The sequence below is a fragment of the Dyadobacter sp. CY323 genome, from assembly GCF_021390245.1.
Lineage (GTDB): Bacteria > Bacteroidota > Bacteroidia > Cytophagales > Spirosomataceae > Dyadobacter.
Map to the genome: position 1 here is coordinate 51,860 of NZ_JAJUXH010000005.1, position 20,679 is coordinate 72,538.

Genomic DNA, 20,679 nt, shown 5'->3' on the forward strand with positions numbered 1-20,679 from the left:
ATATATTTGAAAATAAACCGCGCTCCTATGTTTTCTCTTTCCTCACTTGAAAAAAACAATACTTCCGTTTCCACCGAAATCCTCGCCGGGGTTTCTTCCTTCCTCGCAACTGCTTACATTATCGTTGTAAATCCGTCCATTCTCAGCCAAACGGGAATGCCATTTTCGGCCGTGCTGACGGCTACGGTCCTGGTCTCGTTTTTCAGCAGTATGATGATGGGACTTTACGCAAATAACCCGATACTGGTCGCGCCGGGAATGGGACTGAATGCATTTTTTACGTTTTCTGCGGTGCTCACGGACAAACTCAGCTGGCAGGTTGCATTAGGTACGGTTTTCTGGTCGGGGATCTTCTTTTTGTTACTCTCGATTTTCAATATCCGTTCATACATTGTAAAAGCAATCCCGAAACCATTGCGTTATGCGATTGCGTCGGGAATCGGGCTTTTTATCACATTAATTGGTTTTTCAAACGCCAAATTCATCGTGCCGAGTCCGGCTACCATGGTTACTTTGGGGAATTTGAATGCGGCGACACTTACATTCATTGCCGGACTTCTGATCACCGTCTTTCTGCTGATCCGAAACATCAAAGGCGGCATTCTGATCGGCATTATCGTTACCAGCCTGCTTGCGTGGCCTATCGGCAGATGGTGGGGCGGCACCGAGCCGCTGGTCGAATTCGGTAACCTGATCGCCATGCCGGATTTCAGTCTGATCTTTCAGTTGGATCTGGTTAACTCCTTGAAATGGAGCCTCGCGCCGATCATCCTGGCATTTGTGTTCACCGATATGTTCGATAGTCTTTCCACGTTTGTGGGACTTGCCGAGGCTTCGAACTTGCTGGATGAAAACGGCGAGCCGAAGAATATCCGCAAGTCTTTGATCGTCGACGCATTTTCAACCACCATTGCCGGGTTAGCGGGAAGCAGCCCGGGCACCGCTTATATCGAATCGGCGGTCGGCATTGAACAAGGTGGAAAAACCGGATTGACCGCCATTGCCGGCGCAGTTCTTTTTCTGCCGTTTTTATTTTTATCCCCATTATTAAGTGCTATACCCGCCATTGCAACGGCCCCGGCGCTCGTTTTAGTAGGAGTTTTTATGATGAAACCGGTTGTAAAAATCGATTGGAATCAGCTTCATGAAGCATTTCCGGCTTTTTTAGCGATGGTACTGATTCCATTTACCTATTCTATTACGCAGGGAATTATCTGGGGTTTTCTCAGCTGGACTACTTTGCATATCCTGACGGGTAGGGTGCGAAAAATCAGTCTGGCACTCTGGATCATTGATGCATTCGCCGTTTTGGCTTTAATTTTTTAACACCAATGAAAAAAATCCTTCTCTCCCTCCTCCTGTCTTCTCCATTTTCCGTTATCGCACAGGATGTTACCGGTGTTTTAGGCGCATTTCCACCCGAACTGGTGTTGCTCCAAAAGAAAATGGAAAATCCGAAAGACACCGTGATCAGCAACGTGCGTTTCACAACAGGAAAACTGAATGGCCGCGCCGTCGTACTGGCACAAACCGGCGTTGGGAAAGTGAATGCAGCGATTACGACGACCATTCTGATCGAGCATTTCAAGCCGCGGGAAATTGTTTTTTCAGGGATTGCGGGCGGTGTTGATCCGGCATTGTCACCGGGAGACCTGGTGATCGGTACGCAGGTATCTTATCATGATTTTGGGGCATTAAGCGATAATGGAATGACGTATTGGGCGACTAAAAATCCATTTACCCAAAAGGAAAATCCGGCGTTCTTCCTTTGCGATTCGGCTTTGGTACAAAAAGCGATTACTGTTTCAAAGACCCTGCAGTTCACCAAAATAAATCTGGAAAAAGGAAACCGATCCCCAACTGTAAAAACGGGTATTATTGTCACGGGCGACGTGTTTGTCTCCTCCCAAATTGTCACGAAACGATTGATCAAAGACCTGAATGCCGCCGCCACCGAAATGGAAGGCGCGGCCATCGCGCAGGCCTGTTACCAGCGAAATATCCCGTTTCTGATCATCCGCAGTCTCAGCGACAAAGCGAACCAGAAGGCAAAAGCAGATATGGATAAGTTTTACGAAATCGCGGCGGAGAATGCCGCTACGTTGGTGATGGCGGTTGTTGGGGAGAAATAAGTCTAGCTATCTTAACTGATTTTTTACATCCATTCTTACGTGCAGTACACGCGTAATTTCAACGATGTCATCTTCGACATTTCGAAAGAATACATAATGCTTTACGAAAACCGCTCGTTTCAAACCGCTAAATATCCTGTCAACAGGTTTCCCTGTCACTCTGCCATCGGCAATTGCATCGAAAACTAAAAACAGGCCATCATAATACTTGTCAGCTTGCTCACGAGACCACTCATTTGCTGTGTAACGCCATATATTTCGCAGGTCCTCCTTGGCGAGACTTGTCAAGCGATATCCCGCCATATCAACCCAAATATTCTTTATTCAATTGTTCTTTAAAGGTTTGCGGATCAAAATCTTCAACCCAGCCACTTTCTATACCGTCGGTAATTGCCTTCCTTAATAAAGCTAATTTTTCTTCTTCCTCCTCCAATAATCTTAACGCTGCTCGGACAACTTCACTGCCCGAAGCGTAGCGACCAGTGTCAATCTGATTTTGAATAAAGGAATCAAAATGCGAGCTGATTGAAATCGATGTGTTCTTTCCCATATAATCTTAGAATGAATTAGAAAGTATTTCAAAGTTACCAATATTTGGTAATTATCACCCAAGCTTCGACTGATATGTATAAACCGAATAAGGCAAAATCTTTCCGGCTACCCAGCGGGAAACGAGGCAGGCGATGACGATCGGGATGAACAGAATGTAATTATCGGCCATCGCGCAAACCAGGAAGATGGCGGTGAATGGTGCGTGGATGCTGCCGCTGAGCACTGCCGCCATGCCGATCAGTACGAAATTGACAGGTATCAATCCCAATCCGAAAAAGTGGTTCAGTAATGCGCAAACGATCAAACCGAGAAATGCGCCGATGAAAAGACTCGGCGCGAAAACACCTCCGTCGCCGCCCGCGCCCAGGGTAACCGAAGTGGCAATGGGTTTGAAAAGTAGCACAGCGAGTAACGGCAGAACCAGGGTTACAGGTGTTTTCTGGACGTTTTCCAGCACATGTCTGATTCCTTCATAACCTTCCCCGTACAAATGCGGAATGAAGAAAACGAGAATGGAAAGCAGCAACGAACCTCCGATAATCCGCAGGTAATCATTTTGGAATGAGCCAAAAAGCTTTTTGAAAAACAATACACTTTTCGTCAGATAGGCTGCATTGAGCCCCGCCAAAATACCGAGCAGGATAAAGTACGGAAATGCCCGCCCGTGCCATTCTGTGATGTTGAAATGAAATAACTGTTTGAAAAAGAAAAACCGGGTGATCAGGTAGGATGTCAGCACTGCGGTGACCACGCTGGCCGTATGGAGTTTGCTTTTGCGTTTTGTGAAAACTTCGAATGCGAACAGAAAACCCGCAATGGGAGCATTGAAAAGCGCAGTTACACCCGCTGCCAGGCCGGCACAGACCAAATCCGTGCGGTACTTTCGGAGGTAATACACTTTCCGGCTCGACAATGCGCCGATTGCGGCGGTAGATACAACAGTAGAAACTTCAATGCCTGTGGAACCGCCAAAAATCACGGTCAGCAATCCATTAAAGTAGTGCGATGGTATTTTATAGGAAGGCAGCGAATTGTTCTTTTTGTTTACCGTATCCAAAACCTCTTTAATGCCTTTATTTGCTTTGTTATGAAAAAGGAAATGCCTGAGCACGTAAATCGTTGCAAGTCCGATTAATGGTAACAGGAAAATCAGGAACTTGTTTTTTTGGAGGGCACTGAAGAAAAGCTCCTCGTAATGCTCGGTAATCACTTTGAGGGTATCGGCAAGGATGGCGGACAAAACACCGGTTATCGCTGCCGCAAGCAGTACCGCCAGTGAACGTCTGAATTTCCTGGCCGCGTAAGAATTATATTCAATTTTCATACTCTTCAATATGCATACTCTAATCACTCATTTTGTAACGCCAATCTTTCTTTTTTTGTTTGCGGAAAACATTTTAACGAAGATGTTGCTTTGTTTACCCAGAATCGAAAGAATCTGACTACTAGGCGAATAAGATTTAAAAATGGGGAATTAAAAATTTCTTTGGACAGGTAGGATCGTTAACCAAATCACCTTTTCATTTTGTTCGAACTTGCGTAATCACTAAACTAAACGGATATGAAAAAGATGTATTTTCTGCTGGCTGTAATCTGCGCCGGGATCGCGCTGCTGGCAACTACCAATCGGTTTGCGGAAAGCAAATACGGGTTTGTAATCGGAACGCCTGAAATCAAATCCATCAGCGCGCTGACGTTTGGCCCGGAAGGAATCTTGTTTATAGGTGACTCGAAAAGCGGTGTCGTTTTTGCGATGGATACCAAAGATGCGGCTGCTACTCAAGCTACCGCCATCGAGATCAAAAACATCGACCAGAAGATGGCTGCGTTACTGGGTACTACACCCGAAAACATTACTATTCAGGATGTAGCGGTGAATCCGGTGTCCAAAACGGTTTACTGCGCGGTCCAGAGCAGTGACGGAACGCCGGTTTTATTTAAAATTGCAGGTGAGAAAATTGAAGCGGTAAATACGAAGAATGTACCATTTTCAAGTCTGACACTCAACAATGTACCTGCCGAAGATGCGAAAGACAGAAGAGGTACTTCGGTGCGTGTTTCGGCGATTTCCGACATTGGTTTTGCAGATGGCAAAGTGCTCGTGAGCGGACTTTCGGGCCAGGAATTCAATTCCACTTTCCGGAGCATTCCTTTTCCTTTTTCGGATAAACAAGATCAGGCTACGCTGGAAATCTATCACGCGGCACATGGAAAATACGAGACACTCGCCCCGATCAAAACCTTCACGACGGCGGAAATTGGCGGTAAAAAATACCTGGTTGCAAGCTATACCTGCACGCCGCTCGTACTTTTCCCAATGGATGAGCTGAAACCCGGCAAGCATGTGAAAGGCAGGACCGTTGCTGAAATGGGCAGTGGAAATCAGCCGATTGACATAGTTACTGTTAAAAAAGGGAATGACTCCTTTTTAATGATGGCAAATTCAGCCAGACCGGTTTTTAAGGTAAAATATAAAAGCATTGAGGCATATCAGGGTTCATTGACGACCCCGGTGGAAGAAAGTTTTGCGACGGCAGGAGTTGATTTTGTATCCTTACCGGTAACGAATGTCATCCAGATGGACAAGCTGGACGATTCGCGGATGATTTTGCTGCAACGCCGCTCTAATGGCAATCTTGATCTTTGGACTTCCAGTGAACGCTATTTGTAATAAACTGAACATGAGGCGGGTCAGGTTGTACATCACGTGCAGCCTGACTTTTTTTGTCCTGATACAACTCTTTTCCTGTGAAGAAACCAGGAAAAAAGGAACTGCCTCCGTTATTTGGAAAGATAAAAATGCAGTCGCCATTTCGTTTCCGGAGTGGTGGTTGACCGACAAAAAAGGAGCTGTTTCGGTGCGCGTACGAGCAGGTTATGACAATGAGGTTATGATGTTTGGAGACTTGGAAAAACGCGCTGATAGCATCACTTTTACGCCACTCATTCCATTTACCCGCGGACTTTCCTACGAAGTTTTTGAAGGCGAAAAATTGCTCACCTCGTTTTCTATCCCAAAAACAGAAAGTAAGGATGCTCCCAGGCTTCTTGCGGTCCATCCCGCGAACGATACTGTACCCGAAAATCTGCTCAAAATCTACCTGCAATTTTCCCAGCCGATGCAGGAAGGAAAGTCAGCGTACCTGGTTACACTAATCAGGAATGACGGCGATACGATCAAAGGCGCATTTCTCGACCTGCAACCCGAGCTCTGGAATGAAAACCGGACGCAACTGACACTCTGGCTCGATCCGGGACGTATTAAGCGTGACTTGCAGCCGAACAAAAAGCTGGGCGCTCCGTTGCAGAAAAATCAGGGCTACAAGATCGTGGTGTCTGATAAATGGAAAGATACGCAGGGTTCTCTACTGGCCAGATCGTACTCTAAATCGTTCGTTACAACGAGCCGAGACAGCTTGTCACCGGTGCCGGGAAATTGGAAAATGAATGTCCCGAATGCAAACTCAGTTTCGCATTTACAGGTTTATTTTTCCGAACCGCTCGATCATGGACTTTTGGATGAAGCATTCACAATCGTGAATGAAAATGGCGATTTAATTGATGGACGTTGGCAGTTTAACAGTGAGGCAACAGCCGCCGCATTTATTCCAAATAAAACCTGGAAGTCAGGCACATATCAGCTTGAAGTGGATACCCGGCTGGAAGATCTGGCATCCAACAATGTGAATCGTCCGTTTGACAGGGACATTACCAAAAATAGTGATGTGAAGCTCAAACAGAACTTTGTAAAACTTGCATTTCAAGTACATTAAGACGACTATGCGCCTCTGTTTTTATCCAGTAATTTACTATTTACTACCTGCCCGATTACCTGCTCGCGGTAATTGCGGCTGATCGGCACCACTTGCGAACGAATAAAAATTTCATTTCCCTCAATTCCTTCAATCTTCCCGATGGAGACAATATAAGATTTGTGAACGCGGATGAAATTCCGGTCTCCGAGGTTTTGTTCCAGATTTTTGAGGTTCAAAAGTGTGATGTATTTTCCTTTCAGCGTGTGGATCGTTACATAATTCTGCATGCCTTCGATGAACAAAATGTCGTCGAAAAAGATCTTTTCATATTTGCTCCCGCATTTGATGAAGAAATAATCCTCACTCGCATCACCTTTTGACGCATCGGGCGAAGCCGATTTAGTGAGCAGGCGATGGTAATCTTTGGCTTTATTGGCGGACTTAAAAAAACGATCGAAAGTGACCGGCTTTACCAGGTAATCCAGCACATTCAACTGAAATCCTTCCAATGCATAACTCGGATAAGCCGTGGTAATGATCACCATGGGCGGTTTCTGGACGATTTTCAGAAAGTCGATCCCATTCATTTTCGGCATTTGAATATCCAGGAAAATCAGGTCGACAGGCGTTTTGTCCATCAAGGTGATCAGTTCCAATGGGTTTTCGCAAACTCCTTCCAGTTGCAAAAAATCGACTTCGCGGACATAATCCGCAATTCCTTCCCTCGCCAGAGGCTCATCATCGATTATGGCGCATCTCATCATTTATCCTATTGATTTTAAGCAATTTGTGCCTCCTGGTTCAGCACAACAATTTCGAGCATTACGGTGAAATGCACTTCAAAATGTCCCGGTTCATCGTTAATACGGAGCTCATATTTCCCAGGATAAATGAGGTCCAGCCGTCTCCGGACGTTTTTTAAACCGATACCTCCGTAATTCACTACTTCCCCATTTCCGTCGGCGGAAGTACTGTTTGCAATCCAAAAGTCCAGTTTTTGGCCGGTCAGACTTAATTTTATATCAATCCAGTTTGGCTCATGATGGTGTTTTGAAACGTGTTTAAATGCATTTTCAAGAAAAGTCATCAGGATAAATGGAGCAATGCCCAGCGGCTCAGTTCCGGTACTCTCCAGCTCAAATGTCACCCGGATATTTTCATTCTGACGAAGCTTTTCCAATTCGATGAAATTCTCAAGATAGGTAATCTCCTTGCTCAATGGAATTTCGTGATCGTTGCATTCATATAGCTGATGGCGAAGCAGTTCCGAGAATTTTGCCAGCGAAGCTGACGCCACATCCGGGTCTTTATGGATCAGAAAAAAGATGGAATTAATACTGTTAAAAAGAAAATGCGGGTTGAACTGATACTTCAAAAAATTCAGTTCCGTTTCCAGTTTTTCCTTTTCCAGTGCCTGCTGCCGCTGCCGCGTTTGAAGCCAGTTTTTAGTTAATTTGATACTCATTGCCAGTGTAATCACCGCAATCGTAGATGAAAGCGGACCGCCGACAACCATATGGATCAGGTTGTGATTTGCTTTTCCATACAACTCGTCGAGCGTCATACCCGCTATATATGCACCCAGGTGATAGCCCGGAACGATCAGCGAGGCTGTAACCGCAATGGTCGCTAGCAAACACAAAATGTAAGTAACAAAATGCCCTTTTTCGAGAAATTTCGGGATCAGGTAGTACAAATTAAAGTAAACCGCGAGTGTCTGAAATACGAGATAAAAGATGAATTTGGACGCCAGCGGAGTGAAAAGAATATTGTTGGCCGCAGTAAACGGATTTCCCATTGCAACCACCCACCAGAGATAATTATAACCGATCCAGAAAGGAATGTGATGCAACTTATACTTCTGAAACCAGCCCGCCATACGGGTTGGGAACGTGGACTTGTACATGCTTGATGATAAACCGGTCATCTGCGTTCTCGATGGCTATGGGAATTCCATACAAGTTACACGAACCGGCCCAAATTTCCCCCCGCGCTGCACCAATGTGCCTGAATAATTGACGACCGACTTCCTATACTATACGAATGACTATTATTAATAAAAAAGAAGTCCGGTTGCCCGGACTTCAGATTACACCGGAATGCTTAATTACCGGTACTTTTTTTAGACTGCTCGTTATTTTTACCGCCGGTTTTTCCGGTTTTATTCTTGCTGTTATCTGCACTTGTTGCGCTTCCCTGGTCACCTGCCTGGCCAGATTTTGAAGCATTGGTAGTCGATGATCTGGTTTTGGCTGGTGTGGCTGCTTTGCCCGATTCGCCACTGTCGCCACCTGGTTTGTTTCGGACCCCGGCACCGGTTGCCTTGCCAGCCTGAGTGGCAGTTTTCCTTGTTTCTGTATTCTGATGGCCACCGCCGTCTGTGGTTTTCCGTTCACCCGAGGCGGTCGGAGAAGTGGCGGTAGTATCGACCGTTCCTTTTTGCCTCGGATTGGTCGAGATAGTGGTTGCTTGTGAAAATGCGATGCCTGACGCGGTCAGTAGAAACATTGCTGTAATGAAGATTCCTTTTTTCATGATTACTGTTGATGATTTTAGTTTTAAAAACCAATCATTTCCAAATAACCATTCCAGAACCGCTACAAATCGTTTTACGCCAGGACAATTCCGGTAGGCGCGGCACTTTTCTTCGAATCAACCGGATATTGAAGTTTCAGTTTTTTACCCTGCTCTTCGGCCTCTTCCAGCAACTCGAAAGTCCGTCGCTCACCGAGCATCAATAATGCCTGAAACAATACGCCTGCGTACGCACTTTCCTTCGTGCCCGGCCCCTTTTCCTTTGCGAGATCATTGTAATGACCAAAAAGTTCTTTTCCTTTTCCCATAATTGCTTTCTTATTCTTTAACTATTCCAATACTTTTTAATAAAAAATTTATGCCCCGGGCCGCTGGTCTGCGGAGTAAAATTTCTATCTGTCCAAAGCATTTTGGTTTAAAGACCTACTTGTCAATCCATTGAGGTGATTGTGTTAAAAGGCCCATTGCCGACCGCGTAAAGTACCGCTTTATGCATTTTTGCTGCGCCTGATCAGCAGTTCCCTTTTCATATTGATAAATGTTTCGATAGGCGCCTGGGTTGCAAACATGTTAACGATGTGCGCGGGAATCAAACCGCCCGGATCAACTTGCAGGATGTATTCAACCTTCACTTTTTTATCTCCCGCCGGTATGATCTTCCACGTCCCAATGGAATGCCGCACCCGGACTTTCCCTTTTTTCTCATTCACAAAGCCGGGAACAGCAGGTGCATTCACCGTCACGATTTTTGTTTCCGGATCTTCCCAAATTTTGAGATGTGTGACGAAATCGCGGTTATCAAGCGGCCACGGGAGGCTCACCTCTGTATAATAGTACAACTCACGATCCGAGATTTTTCTGAGCAACACACAGGATTTGGCATGGCATACCCACTTCGCAGCGGCCGGAATATCCAGCAAAAGATCGATTACTTCCTGAGTGGTCGCGTCCAGCATGCATTCCGCTTTCAGCGCTTTTATTTTTGAGTTCGGAACTGCTTTGCTATAAACCTTAATATCCTCTTTTCCTGAAACATACTTCCATTGGGGCAGCCCAGCGGCCTGACCGAAAGCTACTCCAAATTGAATGGAAAGCATACTGATAACGACTATTAAATTTTTCATGGCTATATAAAAGTGTCAGTTAAAATCCTTCTTTCGAAAGAGATTTTTCCAGGACGTTATAAAACCTGTTTCGGTTGCTATAAATCCTGTGTCAATTGAAAAACCTTATTTAACGGAACAACTGAACGCATTCCTGTATACGCGGCTCAGTCAACATGCACTTCGAGGAAGGACCACTTCCATTTTAACCATGACAATTTCAAAATGCCATTACCCTTTTTTTCCACCAAAATAAGCTCCGACTGATACCCTGAAAGTTTTAGAAATCGGATTGTCGGAATTAACAGGGATCAGGTAAGAAATGTCGGCAGTGTATTTATTTAACAGTTTGACACCGGCACCGGCCGTGAAGAATTTGCGCGCGCCTTTATTGTTGTTTTCTCCATAATATCCCCCACGCAATGCAACCTTATTTTTATACCAATATTCAGCCCCCATCGACAAAGCAATCTCCTGAACTTCTTCCTTAAACCCACCGGGAGCGTCCGAAAAAGATGCCCAGACACCTTTGAAATACGGTTGCGAGTTGGGATTCTGGATGTTGTTCGGAGTAGGGACCGCCAACTTACTCAAATCCGCGACCACATTTAACCGGTGTTTTCCGGTGGCGGTATACGATACGCCCCCACCGATTTTCAGAGCGGTTGGTAAAAAATATTCGCCCCCGGAGCCGTAATCGATTTTACCACCCAGATTGGAAAGAATTGCTCCCAGCGACCAGTTGAAATCTTCTCCGGCCCGGTCACTTTTAATTTGCTTTCGATAAAATGCACTGATGTCCGCCGCCGCAGTGTAGCCCGTTTTTAAAGGCGCGCCATTCACGATGCCAGTACCGATTTTGGAAGTAATGTATTTCAAGGTAAGTCCCATCGAAAAATTTTGCCCTAACTGCCTGGAATACACTCCGCTAAATGCGAGATCGTACGCATTGTCGGAATTACCGGTCGCGTAAAAACTCTCGGTATCGTAATATTTTACTGAGGCCCCGATGGCCTGCTTCGGTCCTAATTTTTTGTAAGCAGTCGCGTAACCAAGCCACATGCCGTCCACCAGATTCCTCAGCCAGGGCGTGTAAGAAGCCGACACCCCGAAATCCTGATCTGCCATTGCCAGTTTTGAAGGATTCCAAAAGGTCGCATTGGCATCCGGACTCAATGCCACGCCTGCATCTCCCAAGCCTGCGCTCCTCGCGTCGGGGGCCACTATGATGCTATAAGGTTCCCCATACGGTATTCGGTAGCCAGCCGGGCCCTGCGCAAAAACGGGAGCGCAAGCGAGCGCATAAAAGCAGACAAACAGAGGATTTGCTTTCATTGATGTTAGGATAAGTTGAAGGTTTTATAATTGCGGTTACAAAATCAGGAACGCGGGCTAACATCAGATTATTATCAGGAATGGGGTATTTCTAATATTTAATTTTGTCAATATTTTCTCGGCACAATCCTCAATATTTCACCTGCTCCTTCGTATAATACGTCTTCCTCCCGCCAACCGTCGCAGTCAGTATCTCCCCTCCTGTCGGGCTGGTTTTACGTTTATGATTGTGGACGGACATGAAATCGCGGATTTCTCCGCTGATGATGTCAGGATGTTTTTCCTTAATTTTTTTGATTGAATCGCGGATTACTTCTGTGATTGCTTTGGCCAGTTTGTGTACTTCCTTTTTCGGAATGTTTTTGGCGCTCGATTCGGGATCAATGCGAGCCTCCCACAAGATCTCATCCGCGTACGCATTACCAATTCCCCCGATCACTTTGGGATCCGTCAAAACCGTTTTAATGGCAGCTTTTTTCTTTTGCAATTGCGTTTCCAGCCACTCAGGCGTCATTTCTTTGGAAAGTGCGTCTACTACTTCATTCAATTCAGGATTTAAAGTTGCGTTGGCTGCCTTTTGGTAATCGGTTAATACCAGCGGTTTTGCATCCTCAAAGACAAATGCAATGATGAATTTTTCAGGTAAATCGTCCGGCATGCTCAACTGTCCGTGGAGCATCAAATGCATGGAAACCACCCCATTATCCCCAAAATCGAAATAAAGTTCTTTCGCATGCCTCGACACCTCATTCAGCATTTTCCCTGCAATGCTGTCATTGAACTCCTTCTCCGAAGCCTTGATTTTTGTGCCTTTACCGACCTCGACTTTTTTCAGCTTTTTCTTCAAGTAAGCTTTTTGAAGGTTTCCTTTAAACACTTCCAAATCACATATTTCGGGCATGGTTTCGCTGTTTGATGAATAAAAATCATTTCATAATAACTATACCACCTGCTGACACAGGGCTGTCATCGGGCGGTGGTTACTTTGCTGTATCACTAACCAAGCAATGTAGCATATGAATTTCTCATCCGTCCGGGTTATTACCCAAGACATCAAACGCCTGATCCAATTTTACGAGTATGTAACCGGAATGCCGTTGCGGCAGTTTACCGATGATTTTGCCGAGTTGCGCACGGCAGCAGCCACTTTGGCGATCGGAAGCACACGTACCTTACAGCTATTTGGAGGAGACGACATAGCCGCCGCCGCCAGCAACCGATCGGTCATCCTCGAATTTCGTGTCGACGATGTTGATGCGGAATACCAAAAATTAGCCGACTTTCTCGGTGACGCCGTAGTCCAAAAACCGACAACTATGCCGTGGGGCAACCGCTCGATGCTATTCCGTGATCCTGATGGTAACCTTGTCAACTTTTTTACACCAATCACGCCTGAGGCAATGGCGCGAGTACAATAGCTAAACTTTGCAAGAATAGGCGTTTTTGGACATAACGTTCATACAATCGGCGTGTCCTCAATACTTTATGAAAAATATTTTTGATATTTTTAAAATCAAATATTTGATATTTTAAATACCAATTACTATTTTTACAAAGTAATTACACTTCATCATCAACATAACTATGAAACGGGTCCATATCAACAATAACCACTGGAATACGCTGGTTAATATCCGGCATCACATGTATGAATACCTGCTTGTATTTTCGTGTGATCAGGTTACTGAGGCATTGATACACAATGTAAAAAGGTACTTTGAGGATAATTACGGCTGTAAATATGCGGCGAACCTGGTCCCGCACCTTACCCTTTTCAAATGCACGATTCACGAAAACAAGGTGGACCGGATCATTCAGGGTTTCTCAAAAGTGGCGCGGCATATGTCCCCGTTACAGATAGGGCTGACACAATTCAACAAATACGAGCACGGCACCTTTTACGTGGACCTGGAATATAACGCCTCCGAGGAAGTACTTGAACTCGTCAAAAAATTAAAAAACGAAGTTGGAAACCATGTAAAGCAATGGGCGCCGGCAGAATATCATTTTTGCGAAGATCCGCATTTAACCATTGCGAGAAACATGACTGCACCGCAAACTGAACGCGCAGTAATGGACTGGCTTTACCGTGAATTCCAGGCTTCGTTTCCCGTGAATGAAATGAAACTCATGAGAAGGTCGCTCATTCACGGCGCTAAATATGAAACGGTGGCTAAGTTCCCGCTTCTGGGAATGCCTGAGGGACAGTATATGCAGGCTTCGCTGTTTTGATGCAGATTGATGTTATCAATTGCTGACAAAAATCAAATTGTTCATATTGAAAATAACAATACGCATGGCAGTGCAGAACTGGCAGGAAAGAGTAAGTATAACTCAGAAATACTGCCGACTCCACTGCCGAAGTAAAAGTCGTTATTCAAAATTCCTCTCAAGAAAACGAAACACCTCATCAAAATGCTTTAACGGCTCCGCGTGTCCACCTTCGACCGCTACATGCTCGTAATTGTATTTGAAATGGTTGTTTTTCAACCTCTTGACTATTTTCTCGCACATAGGTGTTGTCGGAGCTATTTCGTCTTTGTTTGCGGAAATGAGGAATATTGGACCGTTGATATTTTCAATTTTAATGGATGCATTTGATTCGGCGACGGTATCTTTCAGCATCGTTTCAAATGCGCCGCGAAGATCTCTTTTGTATAGAAACGGAATAGATTCTTCGTTAACCGGTACAAATGGCAATTCCTTGCCCCGATACGTCCAGGCAGAAGTTGAAAAATGGCTGGTATGTCCAGGAAAAGCGGCGTGACTAGGCACCAGCGCAACAATGCATTTGATATCCGGATAGTAGCTTCCCAGCAACAAAGCCAGGTCGCCGCCGCGAGAGCCGCCGATAATGGCAATTTTATCCGGATTTACAAGACTGTCTTTGGTGGCTTCGGAAATGGCAAACTGAATATCTTCCAGCGCAATCCGGTCCAGTGTATCCGGTGTACCTTTCGCGCCAAAGTAGCCTACTGCAAGAAAAGCGTACCCCTTTTGAATGAATGCATCACGGGTTTTCTTCCAATGTTCACTCGCCCAGGCATTTCCACCTTCGGAACCGCCGAGCCCGACAATGAGTGGTTGATTCTTGTTTCTGCCAAGATAGAGTTTACTTCTAGTCCGGGGCGTATTTAAGATTTTTTGCGCAGCTATTCCAAAAGATATGGAAGAAAGCAATAATGCCATTAAAGTGGTTTTGCAGATTTTGATCAGATCCATTTGATTTTTTTTCTTGCAAAACTCTAAGAATGAGCGATCAATCTATTTGACATAGATCAAATAATCACGCTTCCGACCGAATGCGGCTTAATGTTTCCTGCGTTATGCCAAGATAAGAGGCGATCATTCCCAGAGAAATCCGATGATATATGCCTTTGTAAGTCAGGCAAAAAATGATCGTATTTTTCCTTCGCCGTCGTAAAACGCATGGAGGTAATACGTTCCATTAAATGGCCAAAGATATGTCCCATCGACAGGCGAGAATACCGCTCCATTTCCGGGAAATGATCCAGCAAATAACCCAGATCATTGATCTGAAGGCAAAAAGCTTCTACCGGTTCAATGGCATCGATATAATAAATATCCTTCTGCCGCTGCATAAAACTCCGCGGCGAATTGACCCACTCTTGCTCACAACTAAAATACTCGCTGATCTCTCTACCATCTTTCACAAAATAGGTACGCACCAGGCCTTTTTGGATAAAATAACTGTTGGTACAAATCTTATCCGCGTCATGAATGAGCTGGCCTTTTTTGAAGGTTACGTGCGTAATTCGATCTAAAAGTTCCTTTTTCAGGCTTTCAGATAGTGGAATGTACTGTTCGAAGTGGGTGAAAAGGGAGGATTGGGTTTCGATGGCGCTTGGAATTTTGTTAATTATCTCTTTAATAACCTACTTTTTCCCATAATCTGGCTTTCTGTAAGTAAGCATAGCAGGCCGGATCAACAATCAGCAGATTAAAGATGGTAATTAACGTGGATGAAACTGTAACTTCCTGGTCAAATTTAGCGGAAGGTTTTTCTCTAGACCTGGTGTGTATAATTAATGATTTGACAAACTTATCAAATAAAAAATGGTACGCAAGATTATCAAGAAATCTAAATCTCTACCCAGCCGTCAACGTCAGCTTTCTCTTCTATTCGAAATTTGTTACATTTAATCTGGACACCTCTTGTGAAGATTGTCATCTTAAAAACCATTCAACCACTGCCTTCATGAAAATAAAGCTACTTGCTACTTCCTTGCTTTTCACTGCCTTAAACCTGCATTTGCAGGCTCAGTCTTTCAATAATTTTCCGGTTACTACCCAAAAACCGCCACTGCACGGGCGGCATTGGATGGGGATTACGGGGAAACCGCTGGCGGCTACGGCTGGGGCTATGATATTTAGTAAAGGTGGAAATGCGATCGATGCTTCTTGTGCGATGCTGGCGGCGACTTGTACGATGTGGGATGTGCTCAGCTGGGGCGGTGAGACGCAGGCTTTGATCTACAATCCAAAAACAAAAAAGGTGATCGCGATCAATGCAATGGGCGTGGCCCCAACCGGTGCTACCGCGGAATTTTATAAAAACAAAGGCATGAAATATCCGCCGGAATATGGCCCGCTTGCGGCGACGACGCCCGGAACGCCCGGCGGACTGATGACAATGCTGGCGGAATATGGTACCATGAGTTTAAAGGAAGTGCTTGCCCCGGCCATGCAAATGGCGGAAGGATATCCGATCGAGGGACAAACGGCTAATGCAATCGAAAATGGCAAAAGTGAAATTAAGAAATGGCCGTATTCGACGAAGGTTTTCCTGCCGCATTTAGGTAAAGAAAGAGAGGCCCCCGACGCCGGCGAAATATTCGTTCAGAAAGATTTGCTGGCTACTTTGCAAAAACTGGTAGATACTGAGCAACAGACATTAAAAAAAGGTAAAACCAGAAAAGAAGCCATTTATGCTGCCTACGACCGTTTTTACAAAGGGGATATTGCCAGGGAAATCGCCCGCGGCACACAAGAACAAGGCGGATTGATCACCGAGCAGGATCTGGCGAGCTGGAAAGTGAAGATCGAGGAACCGTTGATGACGACCTACAAAGGCATTGAGGTCTACAAAATGCAGCAATGGACGCAGGGTCCCGTGATGTTGCAAGCTCTGAACATGCTCGAAAATTTTGATCTGAAAGCAATGGGTTATAACTCCTCACGGTATGTGCATACGTTGTACCAGATTATGAACCTGGCATTTGCCGATCGTGACTTTTACTATGGCGACCCGGCTTTTGCGCCCGAGGAACCGATGAAAGGTTTGCTTTCCAAAGAGTATGCGAAAGAAAGGATCAAGCAGATCAATTTTGAGAAAAACGACGTAAAGGTAATGCCGGGAGATCCCTACCCTTTCGAAGGGAAAAAGAATCCATATATCGATCAGATCAAAACCTGGGGCAATTTTCATGCGTCGTCCAACCGAAACGAGAATGGGCCGAGCGATGCATTTATGAAGGAATTTACGGCGGGTACTACGTCTGTGGAAGCTGCGGATGAAGAAGGCTGGGTGGTGAGTATCACGCCGAGCGGCGGCTGGATTCCGGCTTGCATTGCGGGAAACACCGGCGTCGGATTAAGTCAGCGGATGCAATCGTTTGTGCTGGATGCGAAGGAAAATCCATTCAATGTGGTCGAGCCAGGGAAACGTCCGCGGGTTACCTTGACTCCAAGTCTGGCCATGAAAGACGGAAAACCATTTCTTTCTTTTGCCAAACAGGCGGGCGATGAGCAGGATCAGTTGTTGCTGCAATTCTTTTTGAATATGGTCGAATTCGGGATGACGGTGCAGGAATCTACCGAGGCGCCCAGTTTCAAGACTTTGCAAATGTATGGCAGCTTTGGAGAGCATGAAAAAATACCCGGCGGCCTGATCCTGAACCAATCCATGCCCGACTGGACACGAAAAGAGCTTTCGCAAATGGGTTACAAGCTAAGTTACCAGCCCCGGACCAGCGGCCCGATCAACGCCATTTATTTTGACTGGCAGCACCGTAGTTTCTGGGGCGGGTCGAGCAATCACGGGGAAGATTATGGTTTTGGCTGGTAATGCCGTTTACTGTTTATCATTTTTATAAATGGTCCGGACCATTCCGAAAGCCGGGGTGAAATTGAATTGCTGGTAAAATGGTTTGAGCGTTTCGCCGGTATACAGGCCAACCAGTGACTTGTCGGGCGCATGCGCATCCAGCCAGTTCGAAATCTCCTTCATAATGGCAGTCCCTACCCGTTTACCCTGCCAGTCGGGGTGAACGACGACGTCTTTGATATAATAAAAACTATAACCGTCGCCCAAAATCAGTGCGCATCCGATGATTTCCCCGTTCCCGGCATTTTCTGCGACTACGCCATATTGTACTCCGTTCAGTTGTTTCTGAATAATCTCATCCGACGCAACGGTAGTCCAGCCCACAGATTTCAGCAGATTTTTATACTCTTCCGGAGTCGGCGCTCGCCTAATTACCTGAATGGAATCCGGCAGGCTTTCCGATTTCCTATCTTTACCCGAAGCCGGAGCGGCGAAAGCAATATAGTATCCATTCGGATCGCGGACCACATACTCGTCAAAACCATAAGACTGCCGTGCAAGCGGCGAAACGATGTTTGCTTTTCGTTCAACATGCATGGTATAAAGTGTCTCGATATGCGCGACCCGGATCCAGATCGACTCGCCATGCGTTTTCGTCCCCGAATCTTTATCCAATGAAAACTGCACAAATGCCCCATGCCACGAAACACCGCCGTGCGTGGGCGGATCGCCCCAGGTCCATTGACCCGGAAAACCCAGTACCTCCTGCCAGTATTTGACCGTCTGAGCTACGTCGCTTACCTGCAAAATAGGTTCTGCGTGTGAGAAGACGGGTCCAGCTCCTGTCGACCACAAGACAGCTTCATTTGTGCTTAATGCAGTTGGTCTGTTCATGGCTGCAGGATTTTTAATTACAATGAAATAAACCGGTACTTGCTACTCCTCACTAACTCAAACAGTTGTGTAATTACTGATTTTTCCTAGCAAATGAAAAGTATTGATCAACTGAATTCAAAATGATTTAAACCAAATTAGGTCAGGTTGGGCCCATGCCAGTGCCGTGCCGCATCAAGACGGGTATTGATACCTGTTTTTGAGGCTGAACATGAACGGCGAACCCCACTTTTGTATATATTGGGAAGCAAATCCTAAACTTATATTCATGACGGGTACGCTTCCTGGTATACGTTTCATCGCAATTGACGACAACCCGCTGGACCTGCTTTTCATCACCGAATTTTCGAAAGCATTTCCGTTTCTTATACATTGTGGCACTTACCAAAGTGCCCTGGAAGGCTTCGAGGCCCAGCAGTACATCAAGCCCGATCTGGTTTTTCTGGATATCGAAATGCCGCAGATCAGCGGTATTGATCTCTTGCGAAAAATAAGAGAGGATGTGAGTATGGCGGTTTTTATCACCTCCCACCCCGAGTTTGCATTAGAGGGTTTCGAGCTTTCTGCATTGGATTATATACTGAAACCGCTCACGGAAGAACGGTTCGCTCAGGCCGCGCGCAGGATCCGGGAATATTGGGAAATGAAGCAAAAATCGCAGGCATACGAAGTGCTTTTTGAGAAGGATATTCTTACCATTAAAGAGGGTCATAATCACGTCAGACTAGCCCAGCGTGACATTATTTATCTGGAAGCAATGCAGGATTATACCAAAATCGTGACCCCGAATAAAAATTACATGACACTTTCTTCTTTGACATACTTCATGGAGCAGCTCCCGGCCGACCGGTTCCTGCGGGTTCACCGCAGCTATGCCGTTTCAGTGGGCCAGATTAAGGAACTCCGTTACTCGGAACTGTTGTGCAACAATACCATTATTCCGGTTGGTAAAACGTACCGCTCGGCGATCGCTAAACTGCGGTTTAGTTAAAAAAATCAACCTTACCATTCCAGAGAAAGCAGCGACACCGCCTTGTCTGAAAGTCCATTAATCAGAACTTCTGCAAGCTTGGCATCCTCTGAATCATGAAGAGCTTGCCTGATAGCCGCAACTTCCATTCAGATATTAGATAATAGCTGCTGTCTATTCGAAAATGACCCTATTTTTGTTTTATGAATGAAGGTAAATACATCCTGTTTTTCTTTGGGGCATTGGGGGCATTTAATGGCCTGATACTCGGTACTTACTTCGTTTTTTTCTTTCGCAAAAGAAACCTATCTAGTTTTTTCCTCGGTTGCCTGCTGCTCGCACTGAGTATCCGGATCGGTAAATCGGTATTTGTGTACTTTAATCCCGAGCTGCCGAAAATTTACCTGCAGATCGGGTTGTCCGCCTGTTTCCTGATCGGCCCCGCGCTGTATTATTTCGTGCGGGCTACTACGCAGCAAATCAACGACCTGCCTTCGAAATGGAAGTGGCAGATCGCGGCGCTTGTCGGCGTAATCTTCCTTTTCGGTATTTTGGTACCTTATAGTACCTATCCGGCGGTTTGGAATAAATACGTGACCAGAGGCATTTACACCGTCTGGTTCATTTACATTCTCGCCTCGGGTGCGCTTTTGAATGAAATTTTCGTCCGTTTCATCCGGGATAGAACGGCGACGGTGCCATCAGAAAAGTGGCTTTTGTCGATTTTCGCCGCGAATGTCATCATTTTTATCTCGTTTTCGCTGGCGCTGTTTTTCGGCAAATTTTACAACACCTATTTCGGCGGCGCGCTCGTTTTCTCGTTCGGACTTTACAGCATGATCCTCATGTACCTGATCAAAGGAAAAGCAGACGGGTTGTTTTATGTAAAACCTTTAAAGAAACCAGTCAGGCAGGTTGCAGGAACAGATGCTTCGCTCGTTCTTGAAAAGCTAAACCACGTCATGACCGCGCAAGAACTTTTCAAAAACCCAAACCTGACATTAAGCGAACTGGCAAAATCCGTCAACGTTACGTCTCACCAGCTTTCGCAGATCCTGAACGACTCGGCCGGGAAAAATTTCACTTCGTATGTAAATGGGTTCCGCATTCAGGAAGCGTGCCGGATGATGGAGGCCAACCATCCATTTTCGGTGGAAGCGATCGGATACGAGGTGGGGTTTAATTCCAAATCCACATTCTACACATCTTTCCGGAAGATCAAATCGACTACGCCACTCCTGTTCAAAGAAGGATTGGCAAACACCGCCACTTAATAACCTATTGATTTTCAGTAAATACAATAATTTCCGTGTACCGATTTATAAATCAGTACGCC

The 20,679-nt window shown here is 45.6% G+C and carries 22 protein-coding genes; 9 read left to right on the forward strand and 13 right to left on the reverse strand.

Going from position 1 to position 20,679, the window contains the following annotated elements; translation table 11 throughout:
* Positions 1-27: 27 nt before the first annotated feature.
* Together LZG72_RS11105 and LZG72_RS11110 are read left to right on the forward strand one after the other, a co-directional pair.
* Complete coding sequence (locus tag LZG72_RS11105) at positions 28-1,326, forward strand: NCS2 family permease (RefSeq protein WP_233871600.1); 1,299 nt, start codon at positions 28-30, stop codon at positions 1,324-1,326.
* A 5-nt stretch (positions 1,327-1,331) separates the two neighbouring features.
* A complete protein-coding gene (locus LZG72_RS11110; protein WP_233871602.1) occupies positions 1,332-2,132 on the forward strand; it encodes a 5'-methylthioadenosine/adenosylhomocysteine nucleosidase in 801 nt (266 codons plus the stop codon).
* 6 nt (positions 2,133-2,138) lie between these two features.
* On the opposite strand, the gene LZG72_RS11115 is transcribed toward LZG72_RS11110, so the two are convergent.
* From LZG72_RS11115 to LZG72_RS11125, 3 genes are read right to left on the reverse strand one after another with little or no spacing between them, the layout of a single operon-like run.
* Positions 2,139-2,435, reverse strand: coding sequence for a type II toxin-antitoxin system RelE/ParE family toxin (locus tag LZG72_RS11115; protein ID WP_233871604.1), 297 nt, complete (start codon positions 2,433-2,435; stop codon positions 2,139-2,141).
* A gap of 1 nt (position 2,436) precedes the next feature.
* Positions 2,437-2,682 carry a type II toxin-antitoxin system ParD family antitoxin gene (locus tag LZG72_RS11120; RefSeq protein WP_233871606.1) on the reverse strand — a complete coding sequence of 82 codons (246 nt, stop codon included), beginning with the start codon at positions 2,680-2,682 and terminating at the stop codon, positions 2,437-2,439.
* Positions 2,683-2,736: 54 nt separating this feature from the next.
* Positions 2,737-4,008 carry a chloride channel protein gene (locus LZG72_RS11125; RefSeq protein ID WP_233871608.1) on the reverse strand — a complete coding sequence of 424 codons (1,272 nt, stop codon included), beginning with the start codon at positions 4,006-4,008 and terminating at the stop codon, positions 2,737-2,739.
* Between the two features lie 237 nt (positions 4,009-4,245).
* Between LZG72_RS11125 and LZG72_RS11130 the strand changes: the two genes are divergently transcribed.
* A complete protein-coding gene (locus tag LZG72_RS11130) occupies positions 4,246-5,355 on the forward strand; it encodes a hypothetical protein (protein ID WP_233871610.1) in 1,110 nt (369 codons plus the stop codon).
* Between the two features lie 10 nt (positions 5,356-5,365).
* On the forward strand, positions 5,366-6,457 hold the full coding sequence (locus LZG72_RS11135) for an Ig-like domain-containing protein (protein WP_233871612.1): 1,092 nt from the start codon (positions 5,366-5,368) through the stop codon (positions 6,455-6,457).
* A 5-nt stretch (positions 6,458-6,462) separates the two neighbouring features.
* On the opposite strand, the gene LZG72_RS11140 is transcribed toward LZG72_RS11135, so the two are convergent.
* From LZG72_RS11140 to LZG72_RS11170, 7 genes are all read right to left on the reverse strand, one after another.
* Positions 6,463-7,203 carry a LytTR family DNA-binding domain-containing protein gene (locus LZG72_RS11140; RefSeq protein WP_233871614.1) on the reverse strand — a complete coding sequence of 247 codons (741 nt, stop codon included), beginning with the start codon at positions 7,201-7,203 and terminating at the stop codon, positions 6,463-6,465.
* 14 nt (positions 7,204-7,217) lie between these two features.
* Positions 7,218-8,345: a sensor histidine kinase gene (locus LZG72_RS11145; RefSeq protein ID WP_233871616.1), complete on the reverse strand. Its 1,128-nt coding sequence runs from the start codon at positions 8,343-8,345 to the stop codon at positions 7,218-7,220.
* 197 nt (positions 8,346-8,542) lie between these two features.
* Complete coding sequence (locus LZG72_RS11150) at positions 8,543-8,974, reverse strand: hypothetical protein (RefSeq protein WP_233871618.1); 432 nt, start codon at positions 8,972-8,974, stop codon at positions 8,543-8,545.
* A gap of 74 nt (positions 8,975-9,048) precedes the next feature.
* Positions 9,049-9,282: a hypothetical protein gene (locus tag LZG72_RS11155; RefSeq protein ID WP_233871620.1), complete on the reverse strand. Its 234-nt coding sequence runs from the start codon at positions 9,280-9,282 to the stop codon at positions 9,049-9,051.
* Between the two features lie 180 nt (positions 9,283-9,462).
* On the reverse strand, positions 9,463-10,098 hold the full coding sequence (locus LZG72_RS11160) for an START domain-containing protein (RefSeq protein WP_233871622.1): 636 nt from the start codon (positions 10,096-10,098) through the stop codon (positions 9,463-9,465).
* A 210-nt stretch (positions 10,099-10,308) separates the two neighbouring features.
* Complete coding sequence (gene porV, locus LZG72_RS11165; protein WP_233871624.1) at positions 10,309-11,412, reverse strand: type IX secretion system outer membrane channel protein PorV; 1,104 nt, start codon at positions 11,410-11,412, stop codon at positions 10,309-10,311.
* Between the two features lie 130 nt (positions 11,413-11,542).
* The gene (locus LZG72_RS11170; protein WP_233871626.1) at positions 11,543-12,313 is read right to left on the reverse strand and encodes a DNA-formamidopyrimidine glycosylase family protein; all 771 of its coding nucleotides are present in this window, start codon (positions 12,311-12,313) and stop codon (positions 11,543-11,545) included.
* A 115-nt stretch (positions 12,314-12,428) separates the two neighbouring features.
* On the opposite strand from LZG72_RS11170, the gene LZG72_RS11175 reads away from it, so the two are divergent.
* Complete coding sequence (locus tag LZG72_RS11175; protein WP_233871627.1) at positions 12,429-12,830, forward strand: VOC family protein; 402 nt, start codon at positions 12,429-12,431, stop codon at positions 12,828-12,830.
* A 166-nt stretch (positions 12,831-12,996) separates the two neighbouring features.
* Positions 12,997-13,644, forward strand: a complete 648-nt coding sequence (locus LZG72_RS11180; RefSeq protein ID WP_233871629.1) for a 2'-5' RNA ligase family protein — start codon at positions 12,997-12,999, stop codon at positions 13,642-13,644.
* 141 nt (positions 13,645-13,785) lie between these two features.
* On the opposite strand, the gene LZG72_RS11185 is transcribed toward LZG72_RS11180, so the two are convergent.
* The gene (locus LZG72_RS11185) at positions 13,786-14,634 is read right to left on the reverse strand and encodes an acyl-CoA thioester hydrolase/BAAT C-terminal domain-containing protein (protein ID WP_233871631.1); all 849 of its coding nucleotides are present in this window, start codon (positions 14,632-14,634) and stop codon (positions 13,786-13,788) included.
* 56 nt (positions 14,635-14,690) lie between these two features.
* Positions 14,691-15,101, reverse strand: a complete 411-nt coding sequence (locus LZG72_RS11190) for a Crp/Fnr family transcriptional regulator (protein WP_233871633.1) — start codon at positions 15,099-15,101, stop codon at positions 14,691-14,693.
* Between the two features lie 530 nt (positions 15,102-15,631).
* Here LZG72_RS11190 and LZG72_RS11195 point away from each other — a divergent pair.
* A complete protein-coding gene (locus tag LZG72_RS11195) occupies positions 15,632-17,500 on the forward strand; it encodes a gamma-glutamyltransferase family protein (protein WP_233871635.1) in 1,869 nt (622 codons plus the stop codon).
* A 6-nt stretch (positions 17,501-17,506) separates the two neighbouring features.
* On the opposite strand, the gene LZG72_RS11200 is transcribed toward LZG72_RS11195, so the two are convergent.
* Positions 17,507-18,373 (reverse strand): GNAT family N-acetyltransferase, encoded by an 867-nt coding sequence (locus LZG72_RS11200; protein ID WP_233871638.1) that lies wholly within the window; start codon positions 18,371-18,373, stop codon positions 17,507-17,509.
* Between the two features lie 268 nt (positions 18,374-18,641).
* On the opposite strand from LZG72_RS11200, the gene LZG72_RS11205 reads away from it, so the two are divergent.
* Complete coding sequence (locus LZG72_RS11205; RefSeq protein WP_233871641.1) at positions 18,642-19,364, forward strand: LytTR family DNA-binding domain-containing protein; 723 nt, start codon at positions 18,642-18,644, stop codon at positions 19,362-19,364.
* A 182-nt stretch (positions 19,365-19,546) separates the two neighbouring features.
* Entirely contained in the window at positions 19,547-20,617 is a 1,071-nt protein-coding gene (locus LZG72_RS11210) for an AraC family transcriptional regulator (RefSeq protein WP_233871644.1), read from the forward strand.
* The last annotated feature ends 62 nt before the right edge of the window (positions 20,618-20,679 follow it).